Source organism: Promicromonospora xylanilytica (assembly GCF_054782895.1).
The window spans coordinates 41,475-62,064 of sequence record NZ_BAAGRP010000069.1; the positions used below are offsets into that span (position 1 = coordinate 41,475).

Sequence of the window (20,590 nt, forward strand, 5' to 3'; positions counted from 1 at the left end):
TCAGACAACGGCCTTGACAACAACAATCGCCTCAGGGTTCAACGGCGCGGCGTCATACCGCGCGGTAACCCGGATAGCCTGCTGGTCGTACTGTGCGAAAGTCTGGTCGAGAACCTTCACCGTGGGGGCCTGGTCACGCGCAACCCCGATCTGGGAGAAGTCCGCCAGTGCCGCAGTGCCAGCCGGGACATGGTTGCTGATCTTGACCTCAGAACCGAACAGACGGAACACACCATCCTTCGTCGGGTCCGGGGTAAGAACGTAAGCGTTCGAGCCCGTACCAGTCTTAATCTTCCGCAACGTCACAAAGTCAGCCGGGGAGATAAGCCACTTGGCAGCCGCAGCGTTCGCACCAGCACCCAACAGCAGGCCCCAGGCATCAATGAACGGGTCAAGGGTCGTGGGCGCGGCATCCACCGTCTGAATGCCCGCGTAGTTCAGAAGACCCAGCGGGGTAGTGCCAGCGTCGCCAGTGCCCGCGATGAACGCACCATCAAGCTTGTTCGCCACGTCCTTAACCATGCGAGCCTGGAGCGCAGAGTCCAGGGCAACGACAGACTGGCGCGCCAACTCGTTTGAGTAGCGGGTAAGAGTCTTAAGAGACTTCATCGTGGAAGGCAGAATCTCTACCTCGTCAAAGTCCCCATCAGTCTCGGTGATAAGCGTGTTCTCACCGGTCCAGTCGGGAGTTCCGGTCATTCCGGCCAGGGACGGAACCTTAACCGGGCTGCCGTCAGTGTCGAACACGAGAGGCCCGGACGACAGGAACACAGAAGCCAGTTCGAGCGGCTGAATAAGGACGCTCTGGACCTGCTCAGTAGTCAGTTCCGGAGCGTTTGCAGTGGAATTAGCCATGTTGGAAATACCCTTTCGTTAGAGGTTATTACGAAGAAGAGAGCCCAGCGACACCTTTTGTGTCTCGGGGCGAACACCCTGGCCCACATCACCCTTAGGTGTGCGGTTAGCAAGGTGCGGCTTAGACGCCAGCAACGACTCAATAGAAGCCGCCAGGGCTTCCGGGTCGTCAATGTGCGCCTCATCAAAAGGAAGGTCTGCCGGGTCGGCCAAACGGCCCGTAGCCGCAACCAAAGCGGTGTGCAGTCGCTGCCCCATATCCCGCGAACGCTCACGGTAGCGAGCACTCTCGGAACGCAGCTCTTCCACATATGACCTCGGGAAGGTGTCCCCATCGGTCTCTTGCTTGCCCTCTTCAACCACCGGGGTTTCCGTCTCGGGCGTAACCACTTCCTCAACCTCCGGGGTATCGGTAATGGGTTCAGTCATTGGGTGGTGCTCCTTTGTTTTTAGTAGGCCCGGACGGTTCTAAACGCCGGGACGATATGACAGGTACAGCCGGTGTGACGGTGGAAACCCGCATCAACCGGGTACACGTAGCCGGATTTGTAGAGCCACACGCAGAGTTGGCAGGCACCCGCATTCAGGCCACGAGTGAAGCCCGGAACCTTCCGAACCTTCATTCCCTCGATATAGGAATCCTGCATTGCCGCAGCGGGCTCTGAACGCCCGTAGCGGGCCACACGGGACACGTACTCATCCGCACCCGTATCAGCCTCTAGAAGCGTGCTCAGCCCCTTAGCGAGCCGTTCAGGGTCCCCAGCCGGGGCCTGTAGGCCCAGGACCGGGGTAGGCGTCCTGTATTCAGCCTCATACGCAGCGGCAAGCCCTAGATCAGCCAAGGCAATACCGCGTGCACGAGCAGCCCCAACAAGGGGGACCGCCACAGCCTGAAACTGTGCGGCTGTAATCTCACCGGCCCGGAACTTCTCGAACAGGGCGACTAGCCGCCGTTCACTATCGCTAGTCAGGTTCTCGACGGCATCCGCGAACGTCACGGAAGGATGCCCGTCAGATCAACACCCCGGGTGTCCAGGGCCTCCGCACGCTTCAACTCACGCATACGGTCAATCTGTGCCGGGGAATACCCCAACGTGGTCTCCGCGATGAACGCGAGGGGGAACCCCATGCCGTGAAGCTTTGCCGCAGCATCGGCAGACTGTGCCGGTGTGCGGGTCTCAGGTGAAGCCCAAACGGTCTCAACCTCAACCGTCCGGGGATCAACACCATCACGAACCGCAATGATCAGTGCGGCAACCTTTGCCCACGCAGCACCGTAAGAGCGCTGCCTAGCGAGCGCCTTAGCCACCAGGGGAGACTCAGCGGAACGGATACTGTCAGCACTGGGCGGCTGGTCACCATTCAGGCCCAGGTAATGGGCAGGGAGCCCACTAAGGGCCCCAATCTGCTGTGTGAGCGTTCGGATAGCGTCCCCGTACCCGTCAAGGCGGGAACCCTCAAACTGACCAAACTTAGTTGCCGGGTCCTCGGACTGCCAAACCCGGTTAGCCTCAGACCCAAACGGGTTAATCGGCTCACCGGTTTCCTCATCCTCCACAACCTCAAGACCAGTAGCCCAACGGCGCGGACGGGCGTAATGCTCAGAAGTAACCATCATGTCGGTGCTGATCTTGTTCAAAGCATCGGCCAATCCGAGAATGTCTTGCATCTCGGACTGTCCGTCAAGGTCCATGAGCCGGCCCCTATTGACAATGGGCACGACGGGCACAACACCCAACGGGTTATCCAGGGTCTCTACAATCTCCCAGCCGGAAGCCGGAATGGAACCCTCAGACGGGACGTGCCCACGCGAGACAAGGCGAACAACATTCGCCGGGGTATAGACCACGGCGTGAGCCTTACCATCCGCCAACCAGCGCTTAAACGCAGCCTCAACCTCACGGGTACCAGGATTGCGGTATACGGCAACCTGCCGGGCACTCTCCACCGTTACCAGTGGCTTACCCGCACTACCAGCCCAGACAATGACAAACGAGCGACCAAGGGCCAATGCCTCAGTGTGTGCCTGTGCGGCCTGCTCTTCCATTCCGTTGTCCTGCCAGACCTTCCACAAAGCCTCATCCGGCTTACTATCAGGTCCCTCAAGGCGGAACCCTGTAGGCGTCAACCGCTCACCCACAGAATCCACGGCAACCCGTGGGTAATTGACAGCCAACTGCCGGAACTGCTTACCCAGTGCCTCCCTGGCCTCCTGGCTAAGAAAGGACGCGGCCTGTTCCGCGTCATAATACTTATCAAGCCTCGCCAGGTGAGGCGCGGTCGTATCCAACTGACTAGACAGCGTTTCCGCCACCTTGAGAACATCTACCATGTGACAACCTTCCGCTTAGGCTTGTTATGAACGAGCCAAGCGGCCCGGTCGAACGCAACAATCGCTGCCACGGCGGCATCGATCTTGTGCTTAGACATGCGCTTATCCTTCTTAACCAAGTCACCCATAGGCGTGGGCTTAGCAACCGCGTTCTGCATGTGAGCGGTAAGCCGTTCGTCGCCATCGTGGGTTACACGGCCCGTACCGATTGCCTGATAGAGCCGGTCGGTTGCCGGTGCCATACGTGCAGCGGCACCCGTGTTCCACTCCATGACCTTCTTCTCGCCATGGGTCTTAGCCCATGCCTCAATCTCACTACGCCATCCCCACGGGTCGGCTTGCAGCTCTTGCACGTTGAACCGGTCGAACGCTGCATCTACGGCTTGTGACACCTCAGCGCGTGGAACACGCCACCTGTCGTCACCAGGGTTAGCCCAGATATCGACAACGAACACGTAGGGGACAGGCTCCAGGGTGCAGCCGATTAGTGCCGTGGAGTCACCAGACGCCGAACCATCAAACGCCAGAACCACCGGGGTTTTCGGATCGACCTTCCGTGGTGCCGCCAGAGGCTCCCAAATACCGAACGGCAACCAGGAATCCTCCATGCCGGCCCACTGACCCAACCGGTACCGCCTAAACGCACTCTCGCGTGTCTTAGGCGGCAACAAAGCGTGGATAGCGTCCCGGTGCAGGAAGTCATCCAAGGCAGGGTTAGCAGCCGCCCACGCTTCCTCATCATCGATAGCGCACCCCTCAGGTGCCGCATACTCAATGAACACGAAACCCGGGTCTGTGCCGGAACGCCCGTGCTGAACCAGCCGCCACATAACCGACTCCGCAGAATCGGACGGTGTCGAAATGGCGAACGTAAGAGACTGGGCACGCTTACCTGACGCAGTCGTCACGGCTTCCCAAACCTTTTCCGTAACAACGTGCAATTCGTCAACAATCATTAGTGACGGGTCCCAACCCTGCAAAGCACCCTCATCTGCCGGGAGTGTTCGCAGTTCAGAATCCGTATTAGGCAAATAAATGCGGTCAGCATAGATTTGCGCCTGATCAGACAGGCGCTCATCCAATTCGATCATCCGCTTAACAGACCGGTAAACCATTCCGGCCTGACGCTCATCCGACGCCACAACAAGGATTTGTGCGCCTTCTTCGTCATCCGCAAACAATGCGTAAGCCGCAAGAACCGCAGCCAAACCCGTTTTGCCATTACCACGGGCAATACTCATCAAAGCCTGCCGTGGGCGCTTGCACTCATCCGCCATCGGGTACAACTGGCGGACAATCTCAATCTGCCAGTCACGCAACACGAACGGCTGTAGCGCACCCGTCCCCTTAGGTACCCTGAGGTATTCCTCCGCGAAAGCCACCACACGACGCCACCCAGGAGGCCCCAAATGGCCGAAATCCAGGCGTGGAGCCGTCACAGGAGCCTTAGGACCCGCCTTCAACTTCCACCATCCGGAAGAGTGTCAGAAACATTGCCTCGACTAGGGGTAGGCATTTGGGTTTGCGAGGGTGTACCGGGGTGGGGTGTGAGGTTGCGGTTGTTGGGGCCGCGTGATGGGCCGCGTTTGATATTGCATTCGAGGCACACGACACTCACATGTTGAAGCTTTGTTGCTGGCCATTTGAGGTGGTCTGCTGTGAGGTTTTCTGTTGTTCCACAGTCCGAACACCATGGCTGTAGTGTGCGTGCGCGTTCGCTTAGTCGCCGCCAAGCATGGTTGTATCCGCGTTCGCTCGCAGTCGGTTTGTTGTTCTCTATTGAATGCTCATTGCATCGTGATTCTGGGCTTGGCTCTCCGCATTCAATACACGGTTTGTATGTCATATCGTCGTGGTTTCCTTTGTTGTTTGTGGGGGGTGTGGTGTTCCTTTGCGTGGTTTCTTTTGGGCATACGAAAGGTGCCCGCCCACCCCTTTGTGGGGGTGGACGGGCTTTAATGGCAACGCTCAGCACTTAGGAGATGCCATTCCCCTGCCCGGCCATAGGTAGCCGGTTAAGCGACCAGGGGGACTGGCGGTACTCACCCGCTGCTAACACGTAGCGGGCTTACTGCACCCACCGGGCAATTGGTGGGGGGATTGGGTGGCAGGCACCCCAGGGAAGGAGTCACCACGAAACGAACCGTGGGGTACCTGCCGGGCCACCACTGGGAGCTATTGCGCTCAACCGGTGGTGGCAGTCTTTATGCGGCCATCTGGGCCGAGTAGTGGGCAATAGCGGACCTGAGGGCCGCTGCCTTTCCGGGGGTAATGGTGCTGTCAAAGTCTAGGATCAACTGCAAGCCATCCACTACACCGGTCGTGTCGCGGCCAGCCTGAACCCAATCACCGATTAGCGCCCTGACGCCTTCACGCTCTACATCCTGGGCGATTGCCTGTGAGGCTGGCTCGGTAAGGAACGCTTCAATGTCTGCATCGGTAGGCATAAGGATTAGCGGGCCCGGTGCGTCCGGGCCCTGGTCCTTGGCGATGGGCCAATCGTGCTTAGGTGCCTGGTAGTAGCCGGCATCCGGGAGTGAAGCCTTTGCAACCTCGGGCTCTGTGACCTTCTCCGGCATGGTGAGGTAGTAGCGGTTAGATGTGCCGGTTCCACCACGCTTGTGGGTGGCGAATCCGAACGCTTCCAACTTTCGTACCCAGCGGCGCACTGTGGACTCGTCCACACCAAGGTCCTTGGCCATGAGGGCCAGTGAGGGGAACGCGTCCCCTGTCTTGGAGTTGTGACGGAAGAACAGGTACCCGGCAATAGCGAGTGCCTGGGCGTCGCCTATGCCGGCGGTCATGACGGCGTCGTGCCATACGTGCTTGTTAAGTGTGCTCATAGGGGATTCCGTGGCTTCCTTCGTGGTTTTCGCGTGGTGTCTCGCTTAGGTTGGGGACTGTAGCCGTGGGCTCAGACACTCCCGGGTCGGCAACTCGAAAGGTGCCTACATCGGTAATAGCAGGTTGGTGATAGACCCCTACACATCTGATAGCGAAACCCTTCCAGATTTGAGGCCAGCAAGCCGTTTCGGGCTTGCAAGTGAAGGGCCGTAACTCTACTTACGGCACGTAACCCACCCCTGAATGCACAGACGGCCCTCTGAGGGCCCGTCAATGACATCAGGTAGGCAATGACCCAGCCGTGACGTGTGCGGCTGCCGTAGGGGGCAAAGAATGCTTCCTAGAGGGTTGTGTGCGGGTGGCGCACCCTTGCCCGTGGTGAGCAACAGTCCAAACCCAGCCGTGGAAGGTGCCTAGCGGGCCCGTCAAGGCCCGTACAGGCTGTCAAGGTCCCCCAGACGCCTTGAGGGCGGCTGAGGGCCGTACAGGCCCCGTGAGGATGTGCTGGCACCGGGTAGCGCCCTAGCGCGGACCGGGGTTAGTGCAGCCGTGAAGCTTTGCCCATTCACCTCTCCCGGCAGAGCGAGTGTCGTGGGATCGCCCCCGCGATCACGCGTCGCGCGCGTTAGTAGTTACTTAAGGGGTTTCCCCTTTAGGGGAAACCTAAGGGGTTAGGTGTGCAGAACTGCCCGGTCACTAGTTGGGCAGAACTGCCCAGTCAGACCTCATGGCAGCCCCAATCCTGAGTGTGCAGAACTGCCCAGTCAGGCTTCCTGGTACCTTGAAGGTGCGGGTGGAAGTTCCAACCTTGGACGGGACGGTCACGCTCCACGTGCTCGTGCCCACCGACTCGCTCCCGACCGTGCTCGGGGCGCTCTCGGACGCGGGCACGGTCGCCGTCGTGCCGGTGGCGGGCACGGTCCGATGAGCGAGGAGCGGATGGTCACCGTGCTGGTGGCGGTGCGCGCACCGGAGGAGGAGGCGGCGGCGGTCACGGTGCTCGGCGCACAGCCGCAGGTGGACGTCACCCGCCGGTGTGCCGAGCTGACCGAGCTCCTGGCGGCCGCGGAGGCCGGAGCAGGCACGGCCGCCGTCGTCTCGGGGGACCTGCCCGGGCTGGACCGGGACGCCGTGGCCCGGCTGCGCGGCGCCGGCCTGCGAGTGGTGGCCATCGAGGACCCGGCGACCTCGGCCCAGCGGCTCGCCGGTCTGGGGTGCGACGTGGTCGTGGCGGAGGGGGACGCGGAGAACCTGGTCGCCGCCGTGCGGGGTGACGCGCCGGAGGTCGTGGCGCCCGCCGCCTCGCCCGGTCCCGACGGCAGGTCGGGGACCGTCGTCGCCGTCTGGGGTCCGGCAGGGTCGCCCGGCCGGACCACCACCGCCATCGAGCTCGCTGCCGCCCTCGCCGGTGTGGGCGCCGCCGCGCCGCGCCGGTCGCGCCTGCTGCGGCGTGCCCGGCCCGCCGCGCCACCTCACGGCGCGAGTACGGTCCTGCTGGCCGACGCCGACACGTACGCGTCGTCCGTGACCTCCCGCCTCGGTCTGCTCGACGACGCGCCGGGGCTCGCGGCCGCGGCACGCGCTGCCGGGCAGGGTGTGCTGGACGTCGTGACGCTGGCCGGGCACAGCCCGGTGGCGCTGCCCGGCGTGCGGGTGCTCACGGGCATCACACGCGCGTCCCGCTGGCCGGAGCTGCCCGCCACGTCGCTCGACGTCGTGTTCCAGCGCTGCCGCGAGCTCGCGGCGTGGACGGTGGTCGACTGCGGCCCTGTCCTCGAGGCCGACGAGCTGCTCATGTACGACACGCGCGCGCCGCAGCGCAACGGCGCGACGCTGAGCGCGCTGCAGGCCGCCGACCTCGTGGTCGTGGTCGGTGGCGCGGACCCGGTGGGGCTGCAGCGGCTGGTGCGCGGGCTGGAGGACCTGCGTGACGCCGCGATCCCCGTGCCCGCGGCGCGGCTGGTGGTCGTCAACCGCGTGCGTGAGTCCGCGATCGGGCGGCGGGCCGGCACGCAGATCCGCGACGCGCTCGCGCGGTACGCGGGGGTGGACGACGTGCACCTCGTGCCCGACGACCCGGACGGTCTCGACGCGGCGCTGCTCGCGGGCCGGGTGCTCGCGGAGTGCGCGCCTGCCTCCCCGGCCAGGGCGGGGTTCAGCGGGCTCGCCGACCGGGTCAGGTCGCTCGTGCCGGCGGCGGTCTGAGCCCCGCGGCGAACTTCCTCGTAACAATCCGCCCGCCTGTCGCGGGTCGGCGACGAAAAACCGACGTCCGGCGCTAGGTTGGGCGCGTGGCCGCCATGACGAAGGACAACTACGCCGACGACCTCCGTCTGGCGCACGTGATCGCCGACCAGGTCGACTCCATCACCATGTCGCGGTACAAGGCGCTGGACCTCAAGGTCGAGACCAAGCCCGACCTGACGCCGGTGTCCGACGCCGACCGCGCCGCCGAGGACTTCATCCGCGGCCAGCTCGCCCGCGCCCGCACGCGCGACGCGATCGTGGGTGAGGAGTACGGCTCAGCGGGCAGCGGGGCACGGCGCTGGATCGTCGACCCGATCGACGGCACCAAGAACTTCGTGCGTGGTGTCCCCGTGTGGGCCACGCTGATCGCCCTGGCCGACGGCGACGAGGTGGTCGTCGGCCTGGTCAGCGCACCGGCGCTGGGCAGGCGCTGGTGGGCGGCGAAGGGCTCTGGCGCGTGGACGGGCAAGTCGCTCGCCGCCGCCGCGCGCATGTCCGTCTCGGGGGTCTCGAGGGTCGCCGACGCCTCGTTCAGCTACGCGTCGATCGGCGGCTGGGAGGAGCGCGGTTCGCTCGACGGGTTCCTCGACCTGACCCGGGCTTGCGCGCGGACCCGCGGGTACGGCGACTTCTGGTCGTACATGCTGGTGGCCGACGGCGCCGTCGACATCGCGGCCGAGCCGGAGCTCGAGGTGTACGACATGGCGGCGCTCGTGCCGATCGTCACCGAGGCCGGCGGCACGTTCACCTCGCTCGACGGCGTCCAGGGCCCGTGGGGCGGCAACGCCGTCGCGACGAACGGCAAGCTGCACAAGGAGGCGCTCGACTACCTGGCCTGAGCGCCGGGCCGGCTCCGCGTCAGGCGCGAGGGACGTCCTTGATCTCGCTCCAGTCGTACCAGAGCAGGTCGCGGTCCGTGACGCGCTGGAGCGCCGCGTCGAGGGCGGTCTCGGACTCCTCGCCGACCTGCGCCGTCGACTCGGCGTCGCTCTCCTCGTCGGCGGCGGCCAGCACGTCCGCGATGTCCCCGGCCGCGTCCGCCTCGTCGACGTGCACGCAGACGACCGCCACGTCCTCGACGGTGCGGGTGACCTCGACCTCCGACGCGGTGGTCTCGTCGTCGTCCGTGCCGGGCTCGCTCTCGGCCGCCAGGCCGACTGCGGCGTCCGGGACCTCCACGGTGATGACCACGCGCTGGTGCGGCGCCTCGGGGCGCCCCGCGATGAGGGCGAGGGAGTCGTCGGCCGCGTTGAGCGCGGCGACGTACTCGAGGCCCTCCGCGTCATCGTCAGGGAGGGCTGCCTCGAGATCCTTCGTGACGGCGTGGGCACGCCGTGGTGCGACGGTCCACCGGGCGGCGTCGGGGGCGTGGGTGACGGCGTCGAGCTCGTCGAGCGTGGCGGGCACGTAGATGCGCATGTGCCCAGTCTGCCGTGTGCCGGGCCCGCGCGAGCCCTCGACGCTCCCGCTCCTGCGCGTCCGGTGGCGGTGTCGGTGAGGGCCCGTACTCTCGTGTGCGGCGTCGGGGCGGGGGCCGAGGACAGGGGTAGCAGCCGAGGGCGGGAGATCAAGAGATGGGTGCCAAGACCGCGATGCTGGTGTACGCGGACGGGGACGTGGCGGCGGGGCTGACGGAGGCCGCGGAGTTCGCGGACGAGGCGGGTGCGGCCGAGCTGCTCGGTCTGCTGTGGCCGCCGGCGCGGATCCACCCCGACGGGGAGGAGCCGTGGGAGCTCGGGGACGCGGTGTTCCCGCCCCAGGGCCGCGCGTGCGCGCTGTCGACGCCCGAGGTGGACGTCCTGTGCGACCAGGCGCTCATGCTCGACCGGCCCTCGCAGCTTCCCGCGCACCTGGTCGCCGCGAGCATGGGGCGCACGCTCTACCTGCACGCGATGCACAGCGCGGTGGACTGGTTCGCCTTCGCGGTGTGGCGGGACGGTGCGCTCGTACGCTCACTGAGCCTCTCGCCCGACGACGGGGTGCTGGAGGACACCGGGGAACGCCTCGCCTTCGAGGAGCCGTTCTGGGCGGGCAGGCATCCCGCACCGGGCGGCGCCGGCTACCCGTTCCCGTTCCACCCGCTGGTCCTGGGGGAGCAGGCGCTGCAGGAGTTCTTCGGGTTCAGCGGCGAGGGCGCCGACGACGGCGGTCCGTCCGCCGGGCGCCTGGACCCGTGGGCCGTCGAGCTGTTCGGGTTCCAGATCTCCTGACGGGAGCGCTCGACAGATCCTCGAAAGGCTCGTACATTTGTTCGAGAGCGAGGAGGTCTGGTCATGCCCGAACCCACAGTTGTTCCCGAACCCGCAGTGATCCCCATGCTGTCCTACCAGGACGGTGTCACCGCCATGGACTGGCTCATCGAGGCGTTCGGCTTCACCGAGGCGGAACGCTGGCTGGACGACGACGGTCACCTCTCCCACGGCGAGCTCGACGCGGGCGGCGGGCGGGTGATGGTGTCCGAGCTGGCGTCGTACGAGGGACCCGCGGCGCACCGCAAGCACTGCAGGGCGGCGGACGCCTGGCTGTCGACGCCCTGGGTCATCGACGGCGTGCTGGTCCACGTCAGCGACGTCGACGCCCACTTCGCGCGTGCGCGGGCGGCCGGTGCGGGCCTGCTCTCCGAGATCGAGGAGGCGCCGTACGGCCGGCTCTACCGCGCGGAGGACGTGGAGGGCCACCGCTGGATGTTCCTTCAGGCGTGAGCCGCGCCGCGCGCCAGCCGGTCCACGCGGCGTAGGGCGTCCGGGAACCGCGCGTCTCCGGCCATCTCGCGGACGAGGCCGGCTGCGGCCTCGAGGGCCATGCCCGATGCGGTGACATACAGCGGTCGGGTGGACTGCCCGCGCAGTACCTCGGCGGCATGCGTCGCGGCCCGGAACCGGGTCTTCGCGACACCGATCACGATCGGCGCCAACCCTGCGTCGGCCACGTGGGCGCCCAGTCCCGGCCGTCCGGCGGGGTCGAGGTCCACGTACCCGTCGACGATCAGCAGGTCCAGGGGCATCGTGCCCGACAGGACCCGCTCCAGTGCCGGCAGCTCCCGCTCGTAGAACCTGCCTGGCCGGTATTCGGCCACCCGGTCGACGAGCACCGTGCGTTCCTCGGCCGGTGTGCTGAACGCGGCGTCGGCGCAGACGACGAGGGCGGCACGCGCCCCGCCGTCGTCCAGGTACTGCACGTCCACCGCACCGAATCCCGTCAGGAGTCCGGCCCCGTGCGCGAGGACAGCAGGCGGCGGAACGAGGTGAGCCGGGCCGCACGGGCGGGGCGTTCTTCGTCCGGGGAGGCCTCGATCCAGTCGTCGAGCGCGCAGTCCGGGGCGTCGGCGAGGTGCGTACAGCCGCGCGGGCACTCCCGCGCCACCTCGTCGAGGTCCTCGAACGCGTTCAGCAGGTGTGCCACCTCGACGTGGGCCAGGCCGAAGGAGCGGACGCCAGGGGTGTCGATCACCCAGCCGTCGAAGTCGTCGCTGGGCTCGCCTGCCGAGACCGCGACCGGGAGGGGGAGCGCCACGGCGGAGGTCGAGGTGTGGCGGCCTCTGCCCGTCACGTCGTTGACCACACCGGTGGCGCGGTTCGCGGCGGGGGCCAGGGCGTTGATCAGGGTGGATTTGCCGACCCCGGAGTGCCCCACCAGCACGGACACGAGGCCCCGCAACCGTTCGCGGACCTCCTCGACGGAGTCGGGGGCCAGCGACAGGACGCCGGCCGCCGCGTCGTCGTCGGCCGGCGACCGCCGGGTCACCACCACCTCGACCCCGAGGGGCTCGTAGAGTGCGCGGAGCTCGTCGGGCGAGGCCAGGTCCGCCTTCGTCAGGCAGAGCAGCACCGACATGCCGGCGTCGTAGGCCGCCACCACGCAGCGGTCGATCATGCCGGTCCGGGGCTCGGGCTGCGCCAGCGCCGTGACGATGACCAGCTGGTCCGCGTTGGCGACGACGATCCGTTCGTACGGGTCGGTGTCGTCGGCGGTGCGGCGCAGCGTCGAGGTGCGCTCCTGGATGCGCACGATGCGGGCGAGCGAGCCCTCGCCGCCGGAGACGTCGCCCACGACGTCGACGCGGTCGCCCACGACCACGCGCGTCCGGGTCAGCTCCCGCGCCTTCATGGCGGTCACCACCCGTTCGCCGTCGGCCCCGTCGGCGTCCTTGACCAGGAGCGTGTACCGCCCCCGGTCGACGCCCGTGACCAGGCCGGTCACGGCGTCGGAGTGCTGGGGGCGCTGCTTGGTCCGCGGGCGCGAGCCGCGCTTGGACGGGCGGGAGCGGAAGTCCGACTCGTCGATGTCCCGCCGGCCCATCAGGCGTGCCCCATCAGCCGACGCCCATCAGGCGGCCGAGCCGAGCATGCCCAGCCACATGCCGGTGAAGTCGGGCAGCGTCTTGGCCGTGGTGCCGACGTTCTCCACCAGCACGCCCGGTACGCGCAGGCCGAGCAGTGCCGCGGAGGTCGCCATGCGGTGGTCGGCGTACGTGCGCACGACGTCGCCGTGCAGCGGACGGGGCGTGATGACGAGGCCGTCGCGCGTCTCCTCCGCCTGCCCGCCGAGCCGGGTGATCTCGCGGGCCAGCGCCGCGAGGCGGTCGGTCTCGTGGCCCCGCAGGTGCGCGATACCGCGCAGCCGGGACGGGGAGTCGGCGAGCGCGGCCAGCGCGGCGAACGTGGGCGCGAGCTCGCCGCCGGCGCGCAGGTCGACGTCGATCCCGTGCACCTCGCCGGTTCCCGTCACCGTCAGGACCCCGTCGGTGAGCGTGTACGTGCCGCCCATGCGCTCCAGGAGCTCAGGAACCATCGCGCCGGGCTGCGTGGTCAGGGTCGGCCAGCCCGGGACCCGGACGGTACCTCCGGCCACCAGGGCCGAGGCGAGGAACGGGGCCGCGTTGGACAGGTCCGGCTCGACGCGGGCGTCGCGGGCCGTGATGGGCCCCGGAGCGACGGCCCACATGCCGTCGCGGGAGTCGTCGACCACGACGCCGACGTCGCGCAGCGTGGCGACCGTCATCTCGATGTGCGGCAGGCTCGGCAGCGTGGCACCGATGTGCCGCAGCGTGAGGCCTCGCTCGAAGCGGGCAGCGGCGAGCAGGAGGCCGGAGACGAACTGCGAGGACTCGGAGGCATCGACGTCGACGGCGCCGCCCTGCACGCTGCCGCGGCCCTCGACGGTGAAGGGGAGGTGCGTCGGCAGCGCCGAGGAGTCCGCCGGGTCGTGCACCGTGACCCCGAGGGTGCGAAGCGCCGCCAGGACCGGGAGCATCGGGCGGACGCGCGCCTCGGGGTCCCCGTCGAACCGGACGGGGCCGTCGGCGAGCGCCGCGAACGGGGGCAGGAACCGCATGACGGTGCCGGCCAGGCCGGTGTCCACCTCGGTGTCACCGGTGACGGGTCCCGGTGTCACGCGCAGCGTGCTGGGCTCGTCGCCCTCCTCGATACGGGCGCCCAGTGCGCGCAGAGCGCCGATCATGAGGTCGGCGTCGCGGCTGCGCAGGGCGCCTCGCAGCGTGCCGGGCCCCTCCGCGAGGGCGGCGAGCACCAGGAGGCGGTTGGTGAGGGACTTGCTGCCGGGTACCTCGACCGTCGCGTCCAGGGGAGCACCGGCGAGCGGCGCCTCCCACGTCGGTGCGGGCGCGGTGGTGGAGGAAGTCATGTGCCGAGATTATCGCGGACCGCGCCCGCGCAGGGGCTCACGCGTCGGCGGCGGCTGCCTTCGCCTCGGCGCGCGCCGCGCGCGCCTGCTGGACACGCCACGACATCCCGGGCCGGCCCTCGAGGTCCGCGCCCGCGATGAGTGCTGCGCCCACGGAGGCGAGGTTGCGCAGGAACCGCTCGGTGCGCGGCCCGCGCTCCTCCTTGGGTGCGGTGAAGGGCTGGTTCACCACGGCGAGGGGCAGCGTGAGCAGCGCCAGTGCGATGGCCGACGCGCGGGGCGCCTTGCCGAGCGCGAGGAACGTGCCCGCCGCGGCGGTCGCGATGCCGTGCGCGCGCACGAGCGTGGTGACCTGCTTCTCGCTGAGCGGCTCCGCGCCCAGTGCCTGGGTGGCCAGGGCGGACCCGGACCTGGCCGTGGCGACGTGCTCGCTCGGCTTCCGGGCCGCCTGCACGCCGTCGTAGATGAACGATGAGGCCAGCAGGGGTCGTGCGATGTGTCGAAGCAGCATGCCTCCACCTTGGCAGATGAGGGCCACGAATGCAGCAGGATGGCGACACGGGACGGCGTCGCGACGGTTGCGGGGGGATGGCGCCGGCCACACCGGGAATGAGGCGCCGTGGGCACGGGTTGAACCCGAGGTGGAGCGATGCCACGAGACGGATCCGGTGAGGAACAGGGTGATCGACACGGTGACACAGACGGCGACGAGCACGGTGACCAGCGAGGCGACCGGCGCCACCGCCGGTCCGGTGTCGGGCGGGCAGGGTGCGTCCCTGATGTTCGGCACGGTTCCGGCGCACCTGTTGGACCCGGGCGCGGACGCGGTCCGGTCCACGGCGAAGTCCACGGCAGAGGCCCTGTCGAACACGGGTTGGCCGACGCGGCTAGGCTCAAGTGCGATGACTGACACTTCCCGCGAGCAGAATCAGGACGCCGACGCGGTCGGCGCCGGTGCCGGGGCGCGCCCTGGCAGGACCGCGAGCGAGGGCGTTGCCGGGACCACGGGAGCCGCCGTGGCCGAGGGCGCCACCGAGACCAGCGACGAGGCCGCCGCGCCGGAGACCGACGACGAGAGCACGGAGCGCTCGCCGCAGGAGGAGAGCGCGACCGCACGCGCGGCCCGGTTCGAGCGGGACGCGCTGCAGTACCTCGACCAGCTGTACTCCGCGGCGCTGCGCATGACGCGTAACCCCGCGGACGCCGAGGACCTGGTGCAGGAGACGTTCGCCAAGGCGTTCGCCGCGTTCCACCAGTACCGGCCGGGTACGAACCTGAAGGCCTGGCTGTACCGGATCCTCACCAACACGTTCATCAACAGCTACCGCAAGAAGCAGCGCGAGCCGCAGCAGTCCCAGGCGGAGGACGTCGAGGACTGGCAGATCGCGCGCGCGGCGTCGCACACGTCGCGTGGCCTGCGCTCCGCCGAGGCGGAGGCGCTGGACCGCTTGCCGGACAGCGATGTGAAGCGGGCGCTCGCCGAGCTCCCGGAGGACCGTCGGATGGTCGTGTACTACGCCGACGTCGAGGGCTTCCCCTACAAGGAGATCGCGGAGATCATGGGAACTCCGATCGGGACCGTGATGTCCCGGCTCCACCGCGGACGCCGGCAGCTGCGTGAGCTCCTCGCCGACTACGCCGCCCAGCGAGGACTCGTCAGCCAGGCGCCCGGAGGTGCGCAGTGAACAACGTAGAACCCATCCCGCACGACACGGCGGGGGAGTCCGAGTGCGAGCACGCGCTCAAGCACCTGTACGAGTACCTCGACTCCGAGATGACGCCGGACGACGAGCAGCGGATGCGCGCACACGTCGCCCACTGCTCGCCGTGCCTGGCCGAACTGAGCGTCGAGGACCTCGTGAAGCAGCTCGTGCGCCGGTCGTGCAGCGAGCGCGCCCCGGACACGCTGCGCGTACGTATCCACGAGCAGCTGACGGTCATGACCGTCGTCGAGTGACGTGGGCCGGCTGAGCGCCGGCGAACATGACGAAGGGCCGGAACCCCCTAGGTGTTAAGCAGGGGTTCCGGCCCTTTCGCGTTTGTCTGCCCAGCTGGGCGGCTCGTGTGGTGAGCCGACTCAGGTGTTGGGACGCTTGCCGTGGTTCGCTGCCTTGCCGGCACGGCTACGGCGCTTGCGACCGCGCTTGCTCATCTGTGTCTCCTGCCAGGTGACGGACTGAATGGTTCCTATGATCCCACAGATCGCCGGGTCGTCGGGCCGGAAAAGGGGTTGCCGGACCCAGGGACGCGATATATCGTGTCTCGGGTCGACGCGATATATCGTGTTCGCGGCGAGTGGAGACAGTCGAGAGTCCGAGCCGGCCGAGAGCAGCGGAGGAACCCATGAGCGCAGAGAGCTGGACCGTCACTGGTCCGCAGACCATCGAGCTCGATGGTGTGACCACCGTCGACGCGCACGTCGTCGACGGCCGGCTCGACATCGTGGCGCACGACGAGCCGGTGGTCCGGGTGGAGGTGCACTCCGTCGAGGGCAGGTCCCTCGAGGTCCGGCTGGAGGGCGGGCACCTGGTGATCGGGCACGAGAGCGGCCTGTCGGGCTGGGGTTCGTTCATGAAGCGGTTCGCGGACTTCGGCGGCAAGGCCCGTGCCGACATCCACGTCGCGGTGCCCACCGGCACCACGGTGCGGCTGGGCACGGTGCGCGGCGAGGGCCTCCTGGCCGGTACGACGGCGGGCGCGTCGGCGTCCACCGTCTCCGGCTCTCTGCTGGTCTCCCGCACGGCGGGCGACCTCAAGCTGAACACGGTGTCCGGCGAGGTGACGGTCCGTGACCACGTGGGCGACGTCACGAGCATCACGGTGTCCGCCGACGTCGTGGTGAGCGCCTCGGCCGACGTCGTCACGTCGTCGTCCGTCTCCGGCGACGTGACGTTCGACCTGGTGAACCAGCCGCGGGCGGTCCGGGTCAACACGGTCTCCGGGAACATGCTCCTGCGCGTTCCCGACGAGCGCGCCGTCGAGGTGTCGGTGCAGAGCGTCAGCGGCAGGGTCACGCTCGGTGGCCTGCAGTTCACCGGTGGCGGCGGCGCGAAGGTGAGCGGCGGTGAACGGTCGGAGCGGCCGGGCGTCATGCATCTGCGCGTGACCGGCGTCTCCGGCGACGTCACCGTGATCGGCGGACCGCAGGACGCGCCGGTCGACGCCTCGCCCGCTCAGGCAACGCCCGCCGACACAGCGCCCGTGGAGCTGTAGTGCCACCCGTCTTCGCCCACGGGGAGCTGCGCCTGTACCTGCTGGTGCTGCTCCTGGACGGGCCACGGCACGGGTACGAGCTCATCACCGAGCTCACCCGGCGCTTCGGGGGCACCTACCGGCCCAGCGCGGGGACCATCTACCCGCGCCTGGCCCGGCTCGAGGAGGAGGGGCTGGTCCGGCGCTCGCTCCCGGACATCCAGGCTCCGGCCGAATCCGCGAGCTCACCGGGTGCCGGGCGCAAGGCCACGTACGAGCTCACCCCCGCCGGCCGGGCCGAGCTCGACAGCCGCCTCGACGACGTCCGGCGGCTGGAGCGCAGCGTCGCCGAGACGGTGCGCAGCCTGGCGGACGAGGTGCGGGCGGACGTCCGCGACACGATGCGCGGTCTGCGGGCCGAGCTCGCCGCCGCGGCGCAGGAGGCCCGCTCCCGGCCCCGTCCCGGCGCGGCGCCCGACCCGCGTCGCACGCAGTCCAACTCGCTGCGGCACGACGCCGAGGCGATGCTCCAGCGGTTCCGCAACGACGTGCTGGCCGACCTGCGGGAGGCGGACGTCGCGGGTACGGTGTCGGCGCTGACCGTGGAGACGCTGCGTACCGTCCTCGACTCGGCACGTTCCGCGATCCGTGGGACGCTGCCGCACAGCACGACTTCTCCGCCGGGCCGTGCAGATCGCACGAAATCCGGGTGATCCGCGCTCCCCAGGTGCGGACCCACGTACCCGTCCACGAACCACCCCGCAACGTCCCCAATGAACGGAGCACAGCGATGACCACCGAGTCCTGGAGCGTAGCCGCCCCTCAGACCATCGAGGTAGGCGGCGCCTCGACCCTGATCGTCCGACTGACGAACGGCCGCGCGGAGGTCGTAGCCGACCCGAACCGCACCTCTGGAGCCCTCGTCGAGGTGCTCGAGGTGTCGACGCGGCCGCTGCAGATCCTCGCCGAGCACGGCAACCTTCGGATCGCCTACGACTTCCCGGGCCTCGAGGGCTTCGTGGACCGCTTCCGCGGTCTCAAGGACCACGACAGCGCGGTGGTCCGGGTGACCGTCCCCGCCACGTCGGTCGTCGACATCGCCACCGTGGGCGCCGAGGCGGTGGTGACCGGGTCGCAGTCGGGGGTCAACGTCAAGACCGCCGGGGGCGCCATCACCGTCACCGGCACCACCGGGTCCGTGACCACCAAGTCGGGTACGGGGGCCGTGACGGTCGCCGAGCACGCGGGAGACGTGGCGGTCTCGACCGTGTCGGGAGCCGTGTCCGTGGTGGGCGCGCTGGGGCGGGTGTCCGTCCAGACCGTGTCCGGCGCGGTGGACGTCACCGCCATCGGCACCACACCGCTCGTCAATGCCAAGACGGTCTCCGGCGCGGCGTCGGTGCAGCTCGACGCCGGGTCACCGGTCAACCTCCGTGCGCGCAGCGTGACGGGCAAGGTGGTGATCGACGGCGCGCAGGCGACGTCCAGCGCGCAGCGCACCGTCGTGGTCGACCACGCGGAGCCGGGGGCGGCCGCCTACATCTCGACCAACACGGTCTCGGGCACGGCGACGATCACCCGCGGCTGACGCCCAACTTGCCGAGGTAGTCGTCTGGCGAGGTAGTCACGTGGCGAGGTAGTCACCCAGCGCGAACGGGGTGACTACCTCGCCAGACGACTACCTCGCCAGACGACTACCTCGGCAGGGGTCAGGCGACCTCGTCCTGCGGCAGGCCCAGCCAGGCGTGCCAGCCGGTGTGCAGCACGAGCCATGCCATGAGCCCGTACCCGGCCTGCCCGGGGTAGGTGCCGCCGCCCTGCGCGAGGTCGGCCAGCCACTGCTCGTGCTGGGCCAGCGGCGTGTACGTGTCGACGTACGGCACCCGGCGTCGGCTGGCGACGTCGGCGAACGCATCGGACAGCTCCGCGATCCGGTCACCCTCGGCGGGCGCACCGGGCGGCGGCCCGACCACGAACGCCGCGGTCCGGTTCGCGTCCGCGACATCGAGGATGTTCGCCAGGTTCAGGCGCGAACGGGCGACGGTGAGCCCCGAGGCGACGTCGTGCCGCCCCAGGGCGACGACCAGACGGTTCTCGACCTCGGAGTCGGGGCCGAACCGTGCGGAGGTCTCCGCCTCCCAGCGCGCGCCGAGCTGCGTGCTCGTCTCGCCGGGCACGGCCAGGGTGAAGAGCATGGCGGGGCGGGAGAAGTGGGTGCGCGCGACGACGCGACCGGTCCAGCCGAGCGCACGAGCGTCTCCGACACCCGTGGCCAGCTCGTCACCGACGACGCAGATGCGCACCTCGCGATCCTGCAACGGACTCTCCTTGCCTGTTCCCGGCAGCCTGGCGGACGGCCGGTTCCCCATTGTGGTGCACGGACCGTGACCGATCGGTGACAACGCGCCGACGCTCACCCGCCGACGTCAGAACCGAGACCTCGACAACGGCGCCGTCAGAGCAGGGTCAGCCCCCAGCGGACTCCGTGCCGCTCGCCCGGGGCGAGGTGCACGAGCCGATCCCGCGTGCGGAACGCGTCGGCGGCGCAGGTCATCGGCTCGGCGGCGAGGCCGTGCCTGCGGTGGTCGGGTGCGATGTGGTCGCCCGTGCAGATCTGCCAGACGTCCTGGGACTCGTCCATCCAGACCGCGGCCGTGCGGCCGTCCGGGGCCGTCAGGTGGGCCCAGGACAGGCCGTCCTCGTCCCGGACGACGTCCACATACGCGTCGTCGAGGTCCAGGCCGGCCGCGCTGCGCGGCTCCCGGAGGTCGTAGGTGCCGGACGCCGGCTCGGTGCCGGTCGGCAGCAGCCGGTCGTCGGTCGTGACGCGGGTGCTCGCGTCCAGCCGCACCGTGCATTCGTCCAGGTCGGCGCCGCCGGTGGACAGCCAGGGGTGGAACCCGCACCCGTACGGCGCGGTGCTCGCGCCCACGTTGGTGACGTCGAGCGTGACCTCGAGCCCTGCGTCGGACAGGGCGTAGCGGATCTGCGCCACCAGCTGGAAGGGATAGCCCGGCCGGGCGACCAGCTCGAGCTCGAGCTTCACGGCCGACCCGGAGTGCTCGACGACCGACCAGCGCTCCCACGCGGCGAGCCCGTGCAGCGCGGTGTTGCGCGCCGGCTCCGTCACGGGCAGCTGGTGCGACTCGCCGCCGTACTCGTACGAGCCGTCGCGGAGCCGGTTCGGCCAGGGGATGAGCACCGCGGAGTTGAACACGGGGCTGATCTCGTCGGCGCCGAACGGCACCACGACGTCGCGTCCGTCCACCGAGTATTCTCGCAGCGCCGCACCCACCTGGGTGACCGTCGCGAGGTGGCCCTCATGGCTGATCCGGAACTGGTCCCCGGAAGGATGGGGCCTGGCCTCGGCCACGGGAGGAATTTCTGTCGTCACACTCACACCGTAACCGTAGGGCAATATTCGCCTGCGGCACGTAGCGTGAGACAGCAGACTGGGGGGCTGCGTCGCGTGATGTG

At 68.5% G+C, this 20,590-nt stretch carries 24 protein-coding genes; 10 read left to right on the forward strand and 14 right to left on the reverse strand.

Features of this window, described 5'->3' with window-relative positions; genetic code table 11:
* From ACYVK7_RS20320 to ACYVK7_RS20345, 6 genes are all read right to left on the reverse strand, one after another.
* The gene (locus ACYVK7_RS20320; protein ID WP_460889526.1) at positions 1 to 855 is read right to left on the reverse strand and encodes a phage major capsid protein; all 855 of its coding nucleotides are present in this window, start codon (positions 853 to 855) and stop codon (positions 1 to 3) included.
* Between the two features lie 18 nt (positions 856 to 873).
* Positions 874 to 1,284, reverse strand: coding sequence for a hypothetical protein (locus ACYVK7_RS20325; RefSeq protein ID WP_460889527.1), 411 nt, complete (start codon positions 1,282 to 1,284; stop codon positions 874 to 876).
* Between the two features lie 20 nt (positions 1,285 to 1,304).
* The gene (locus tag ACYVK7_RS20330) at positions 1,305 to 1,853 is read right to left on the reverse strand and encodes a VG15 protein (RefSeq protein WP_460889528.1); all 549 of its coding nucleotides are present in this window, start codon (positions 1,851 to 1,853) and stop codon (positions 1,305 to 1,307) included.
* Entirely contained in the window at positions 1,850 to 3,187 is a 1,338-nt protein-coding gene (locus tag ACYVK7_RS20335; RefSeq protein ID WP_460889529.1) for a phage portal protein, read from the reverse strand. The genes ACYVK7_RS20330 and ACYVK7_RS20335 overlap by 4 nt, the downstream gene beginning before the upstream one ends.
* The gene (locus tag ACYVK7_RS20340) at positions 3,181 to 4,569 is read right to left on the reverse strand and encodes a terminase large subunit domain-containing protein (protein ID WP_460889530.1); all 1,389 of its coding nucleotides are present in this window, start codon (positions 4,567 to 4,569) and stop codon (positions 3,181 to 3,183) included. Before ACYVK7_RS20340 ends, ACYVK7_RS20335 begins: the two co-directional genes overlap by 7 nt.
* Before the next feature lie 822 nt (positions 4,570 to 5,391).
* Positions 5,392 to 6,030 carry a helix-turn-helix domain-containing protein gene (locus ACYVK7_RS20345; RefSeq protein WP_460889531.1) on the reverse strand — a complete coding sequence of 213 codons (639 nt, stop codon included), beginning with the start codon at positions 6,028 to 6,030 and terminating at the stop codon, positions 5,392 to 5,394.
* A 794-nt stretch (positions 6,031 to 6,824) separates the two neighbouring features.
* Here ACYVK7_RS20345 and ACYVK7_RS20350 point away from each other — a divergent pair.
* The 3 genes from ACYVK7_RS20350 to hisN all read left to right on the forward strand — a co-directional run bounded on the left by ACYVK7_RS20350 (position 6,825) and on the right by hisN (position 9,117).
* The gene (locus ACYVK7_RS20350) at positions 6,825 to 6,959 is read left to right on the forward strand and encodes a hypothetical protein (protein WP_460889532.1); all 135 of its coding nucleotides are present in this window, start codon (positions 6,825 to 6,827) and stop codon (positions 6,957 to 6,959) included.
* Positions 6,956 to 8,236 carry an AAA family ATPase gene (locus ACYVK7_RS20355; RefSeq protein ID WP_460889533.1) on the forward strand — a complete coding sequence of 427 codons (1,281 nt, stop codon included), beginning with the start codon at positions 6,956 to 6,958 and terminating at the stop codon, positions 8,234 to 8,236. The genes ACYVK7_RS20350 and ACYVK7_RS20355 overlap by 4 nt, the downstream gene beginning before the upstream one ends.
* Before the next feature lie 95 nt (positions 8,237 to 8,331).
* The gene (gene hisN, locus ACYVK7_RS20360) at positions 8,332 to 9,117 is read left to right on the forward strand and encodes a histidinol-phosphatase (RefSeq protein WP_460889565.1); all 786 of its coding nucleotides are present in this window, start codon (positions 8,332 to 8,334) and stop codon (positions 9,115 to 9,117) included.
* A gap of 19 nt (positions 9,118 to 9,136) precedes the next feature.
* Here the strand turns inward: hisN and ACYVK7_RS20365 are convergent, their stop codons facing one another.
* On the reverse strand, positions 9,137 to 9,697 hold the full coding sequence (locus ACYVK7_RS20365; RefSeq protein ID WP_460889534.1) for a DUF6912 family protein: 561 nt from the start codon (positions 9,695 to 9,697) through the stop codon (positions 9,137 to 9,139).
* A 155-nt stretch (positions 9,698 to 9,852) separates the two neighbouring features.
* Between ACYVK7_RS20365 and ACYVK7_RS20370 the strand changes: the two genes are divergently transcribed.
* Positions 9,853 to 10,488 carry a DUF6928 family protein gene (locus ACYVK7_RS20370; protein ID WP_460889535.1) on the forward strand — a complete coding sequence of 212 codons (636 nt, stop codon included), beginning with the start codon at positions 9,853 to 9,855 and terminating at the stop codon, positions 10,486 to 10,488.
* A 63-nt stretch (positions 10,489 to 10,551) separates the two neighbouring features.
* Complete coding sequence (locus ACYVK7_RS20375) at positions 10,552 to 10,980, forward strand: VOC family protein (RefSeq protein WP_460889536.1); 429 nt, start codon at positions 10,552 to 10,554, stop codon at positions 10,978 to 10,980.
* Here ACYVK7_RS20375 and ACYVK7_RS20380 read toward each other — a convergent pair.
* From ACYVK7_RS20380 to ACYVK7_RS20395, 4 genes are read right to left on the reverse strand one after another with little or no spacing between them, the layout of a single operon-like run.
* Positions 10,971 to 11,462 carry an endonuclease V gene (locus ACYVK7_RS20380; protein WP_460889537.1) on the reverse strand — a complete coding sequence of 164 codons (492 nt, stop codon included), beginning with the start codon at positions 11,460 to 11,462 and terminating at the stop codon, positions 10,971 to 10,973. The two genes, ACYVK7_RS20375 and ACYVK7_RS20380, sit on opposite strands and share 10 nt — an antisense overlap.
* 14 nt (positions 11,463 to 11,476) lie before the next feature.
* The gene (gene rsgA / locus ACYVK7_RS20385) at positions 11,477 to 12,577 is read right to left on the reverse strand and encodes a ribosome small subunit-dependent GTPase A (protein WP_460889538.1); all 1,101 of its coding nucleotides are present in this window, start codon (positions 12,575 to 12,577) and stop codon (positions 11,477 to 11,479) included.
* Positions 12,578 to 12,604: 27 nt separating this feature from the next.
* On the reverse strand, positions 12,605 to 13,921 hold the full coding sequence (gene aroA / locus ACYVK7_RS20390) for a 3-phosphoshikimate 1-carboxyvinyltransferase (protein ID WP_460889539.1): 1,317 nt from the start codon (positions 13,919 to 13,921) through the stop codon (positions 12,605 to 12,607).
* Positions 13,922 to 13,958: 37 nt separating this feature from the next.
* Positions 13,959 to 14,432: a DoxX family membrane protein gene (locus ACYVK7_RS20395; protein ID WP_460889540.1), complete on the reverse strand. Its 474-nt coding sequence runs from the start codon at positions 14,430 to 14,432 to the stop codon at positions 13,959 to 13,961.
* Positions 14,433 to 14,823: 391 nt separating this feature from the next.
* On the opposite strand from ACYVK7_RS20395, the gene ACYVK7_RS20400 reads away from it, so the two are divergent.
* Both ACYVK7_RS20400 and rsrA read left to right on the forward strand, forming a co-directional pair.
* Positions 14,824 to 15,606, forward strand: coding sequence for a sigma-70 family RNA polymerase sigma factor (locus tag ACYVK7_RS20400; RefSeq protein ID WP_460889541.1), 783 nt, complete (start codon positions 14,824 to 14,826; stop codon positions 15,604 to 15,606).
* Positions 15,603 to 15,878, forward strand: a complete 276-nt coding sequence (rsrA, locus tag ACYVK7_RS20405; protein WP_460889542.1) for a mycothiol system anti-sigma-R factor — start codon at positions 15,603 to 15,605, stop codon at positions 15,876 to 15,878. The genes ACYVK7_RS20400 and rsrA overlap by 4 nt, the downstream gene beginning before the upstream one ends.
* A 120-nt stretch (positions 15,879 to 15,998) precedes the next feature.
* On the opposite strand, the gene ACYVK7_RS20410 is transcribed toward rsrA, so the two are convergent.
* Positions 15,999 to 16,073 (reverse strand): 50S ribosomal protein bL37, encoded by a 75-nt coding sequence (locus tag ACYVK7_RS20410; RefSeq protein ID WP_369939587.1) that lies wholly within the window; start codon positions 16,071 to 16,073, stop codon positions 15,999 to 16,001.
* A 191-nt stretch (positions 16,074 to 16,264) separates the two neighbouring features.
* On the opposite strand from ACYVK7_RS20410, the gene ACYVK7_RS20415 reads away from it, so the two are divergent.
* The 3 genes from ACYVK7_RS20415 (at position 16,265) to ACYVK7_RS20425 (ending at position 18,701) form a co-directional block, all read left to right on the forward strand.
* Positions 16,265 to 17,134, forward strand: a complete 870-nt coding sequence (locus ACYVK7_RS20415) for a DUF4097 family beta strand repeat-containing protein (RefSeq protein ID WP_460889543.1) — start codon at positions 16,265 to 16,267, stop codon at positions 17,132 to 17,134.
* Complete coding sequence (locus ACYVK7_RS20420) at positions 17,134 to 17,826, forward strand: PadR family transcriptional regulator (protein ID WP_460889544.1); 693 nt, start codon at positions 17,134 to 17,136, stop codon at positions 17,824 to 17,826. Before ACYVK7_RS20415 ends, ACYVK7_RS20420 begins: the two co-directional genes overlap by 1 nt.
* A 77-nt stretch (positions 17,827 to 17,903) precedes the next feature.
* Positions 17,904 to 18,701, forward strand: coding sequence for a DUF4097 family beta strand repeat-containing protein (locus ACYVK7_RS20425; protein WP_460889545.1), 798 nt, complete (start codon positions 17,904 to 17,906; stop codon positions 18,699 to 18,701).
* Positions 18,702 to 18,822: 121 nt separating this feature from the next.
* Here ACYVK7_RS20425 and ACYVK7_RS20430 read toward each other — a convergent pair whose 3' ends face one another.
* Both ACYVK7_RS20430 and ACYVK7_RS20435 read right to left on the reverse strand, forming a co-directional pair.
* Positions 18,823 to 19,416 (reverse strand): GDSL-type esterase/lipase family protein, encoded by a 594-nt coding sequence (locus ACYVK7_RS20430; RefSeq protein WP_460889566.1) that lies wholly within the window; start codon positions 19,414 to 19,416, stop codon positions 18,823 to 18,825.
* A gap of 152 nt (positions 19,417 to 19,568) precedes the next feature.
* Positions 19,569 to 20,513 carry an aldose 1-epimerase family protein gene (locus ACYVK7_RS20435; protein ID WP_460889546.1) on the reverse strand — a complete coding sequence of 315 codons (945 nt, stop codon included), beginning with the start codon at positions 20,511 to 20,513 and terminating at the stop codon, positions 19,569 to 19,571.
* Between the last annotated feature and the right edge of the window lie 77 nt (positions 20,514 to 20,590).

Excerpts from the sequence above, each read along its gene's own strand:
- ACYVK7_RS20320 (WP_460889526.1), bottom strand. The coding sequence starts at position 855 with ATGGCTAATTCCACTGCAAACGCTCCGGAACTGACTACTGAGCAGGTC.
- ACYVK7_RS20325 (WP_460889527.1), bottom strand. The coding sequence starts at position 1,284 with ATGACTGAACCCATTACCGATACCCCGGAGGTTGAGGAAGTGGTTACG.
- ACYVK7_RS20335 (WP_460889529.1), bottom strand. The coding sequence starts at position 3,187 with ATGGTAGATGTTCTCAAGGTGGCGGAAACGCTGTCTAGTCAGTTGGAT.
- ACYVK7_RS20345 (WP_460889531.1), bottom strand. The coding sequence starts at position 6,030 with ATGAGCACACTTAACAAGCACGTATGGCACGACGCCGTCATGACCGCC.
- ACYVK7_RS20355 (WP_460889533.1), top strand. The coding sequence starts at position 6,956 with ATGAGCGAGGAGCGGATGGTCACCGTGCTGGTGGCGGTGCGCGCACCG.
- hisN (WP_460889565.1), top strand. The coding sequence starts at position 8,332 with ATGACGAAGGACAACTACGCCGACGACCTCCGTCTGGCGCACGTGATC.
- ACYVK7_RS20365 (WP_460889534.1), bottom strand. The coding sequence starts at position 9,697 with ATGCGCATCTACGTGCCCGCCACGCTCGACGAGCTCGACGCCGTCACC.
- ACYVK7_RS20370 (WP_460889535.1), top strand. The coding sequence starts at position 9,853 with ATGGGTGCCAAGACCGCGATGCTGGTGTACGCGGACGGGGACGTGGCG.
- ACYVK7_RS20375 (WP_460889536.1), top strand. The coding sequence starts at position 10,552 with ATGCCCGAACCCACAGTTGTTCCCGAACCCGCAGTGATCCCCATGCTG.
- rsgA (WP_460889538.1), bottom strand. The coding sequence starts at position 12,577 with ATGGGCCGGCGGGACATCGACGAGTCGGACTTCCGCTCCCGCCCGTCC.
- aroA (WP_460889539.1), bottom strand. The coding sequence starts at position 13,921 with ATGACTTCCTCCACCACCGCGCCCGCACCGACGTGGGAGGCGCCGCTC.
- ACYVK7_RS20395 (WP_460889540.1), bottom strand. The coding sequence starts at position 14,432 with ATGCTGCTTCGACACATCGCACGACCCCTGCTGGCCTCATCGTTCATC.
- ACYVK7_RS20400 (WP_460889541.1), top strand. The coding sequence starts at position 14,824 with ATGACTGACACTTCCCGCGAGCAGAATCAGGACGCCGACGCGGTCGGC.
- ACYVK7_RS20415 (WP_460889543.1), top strand. The coding sequence starts at position 16,265 with ATGAGCGCAGAGAGCTGGACCGTCACTGGTCCGCAGACCATCGAGCTC.
- ACYVK7_RS20425 (WP_460889545.1), top strand. The coding sequence starts at position 17,904 with ATGACCACCGAGTCCTGGAGCGTAGCCGCCCCTCAGACCATCGAGGTA.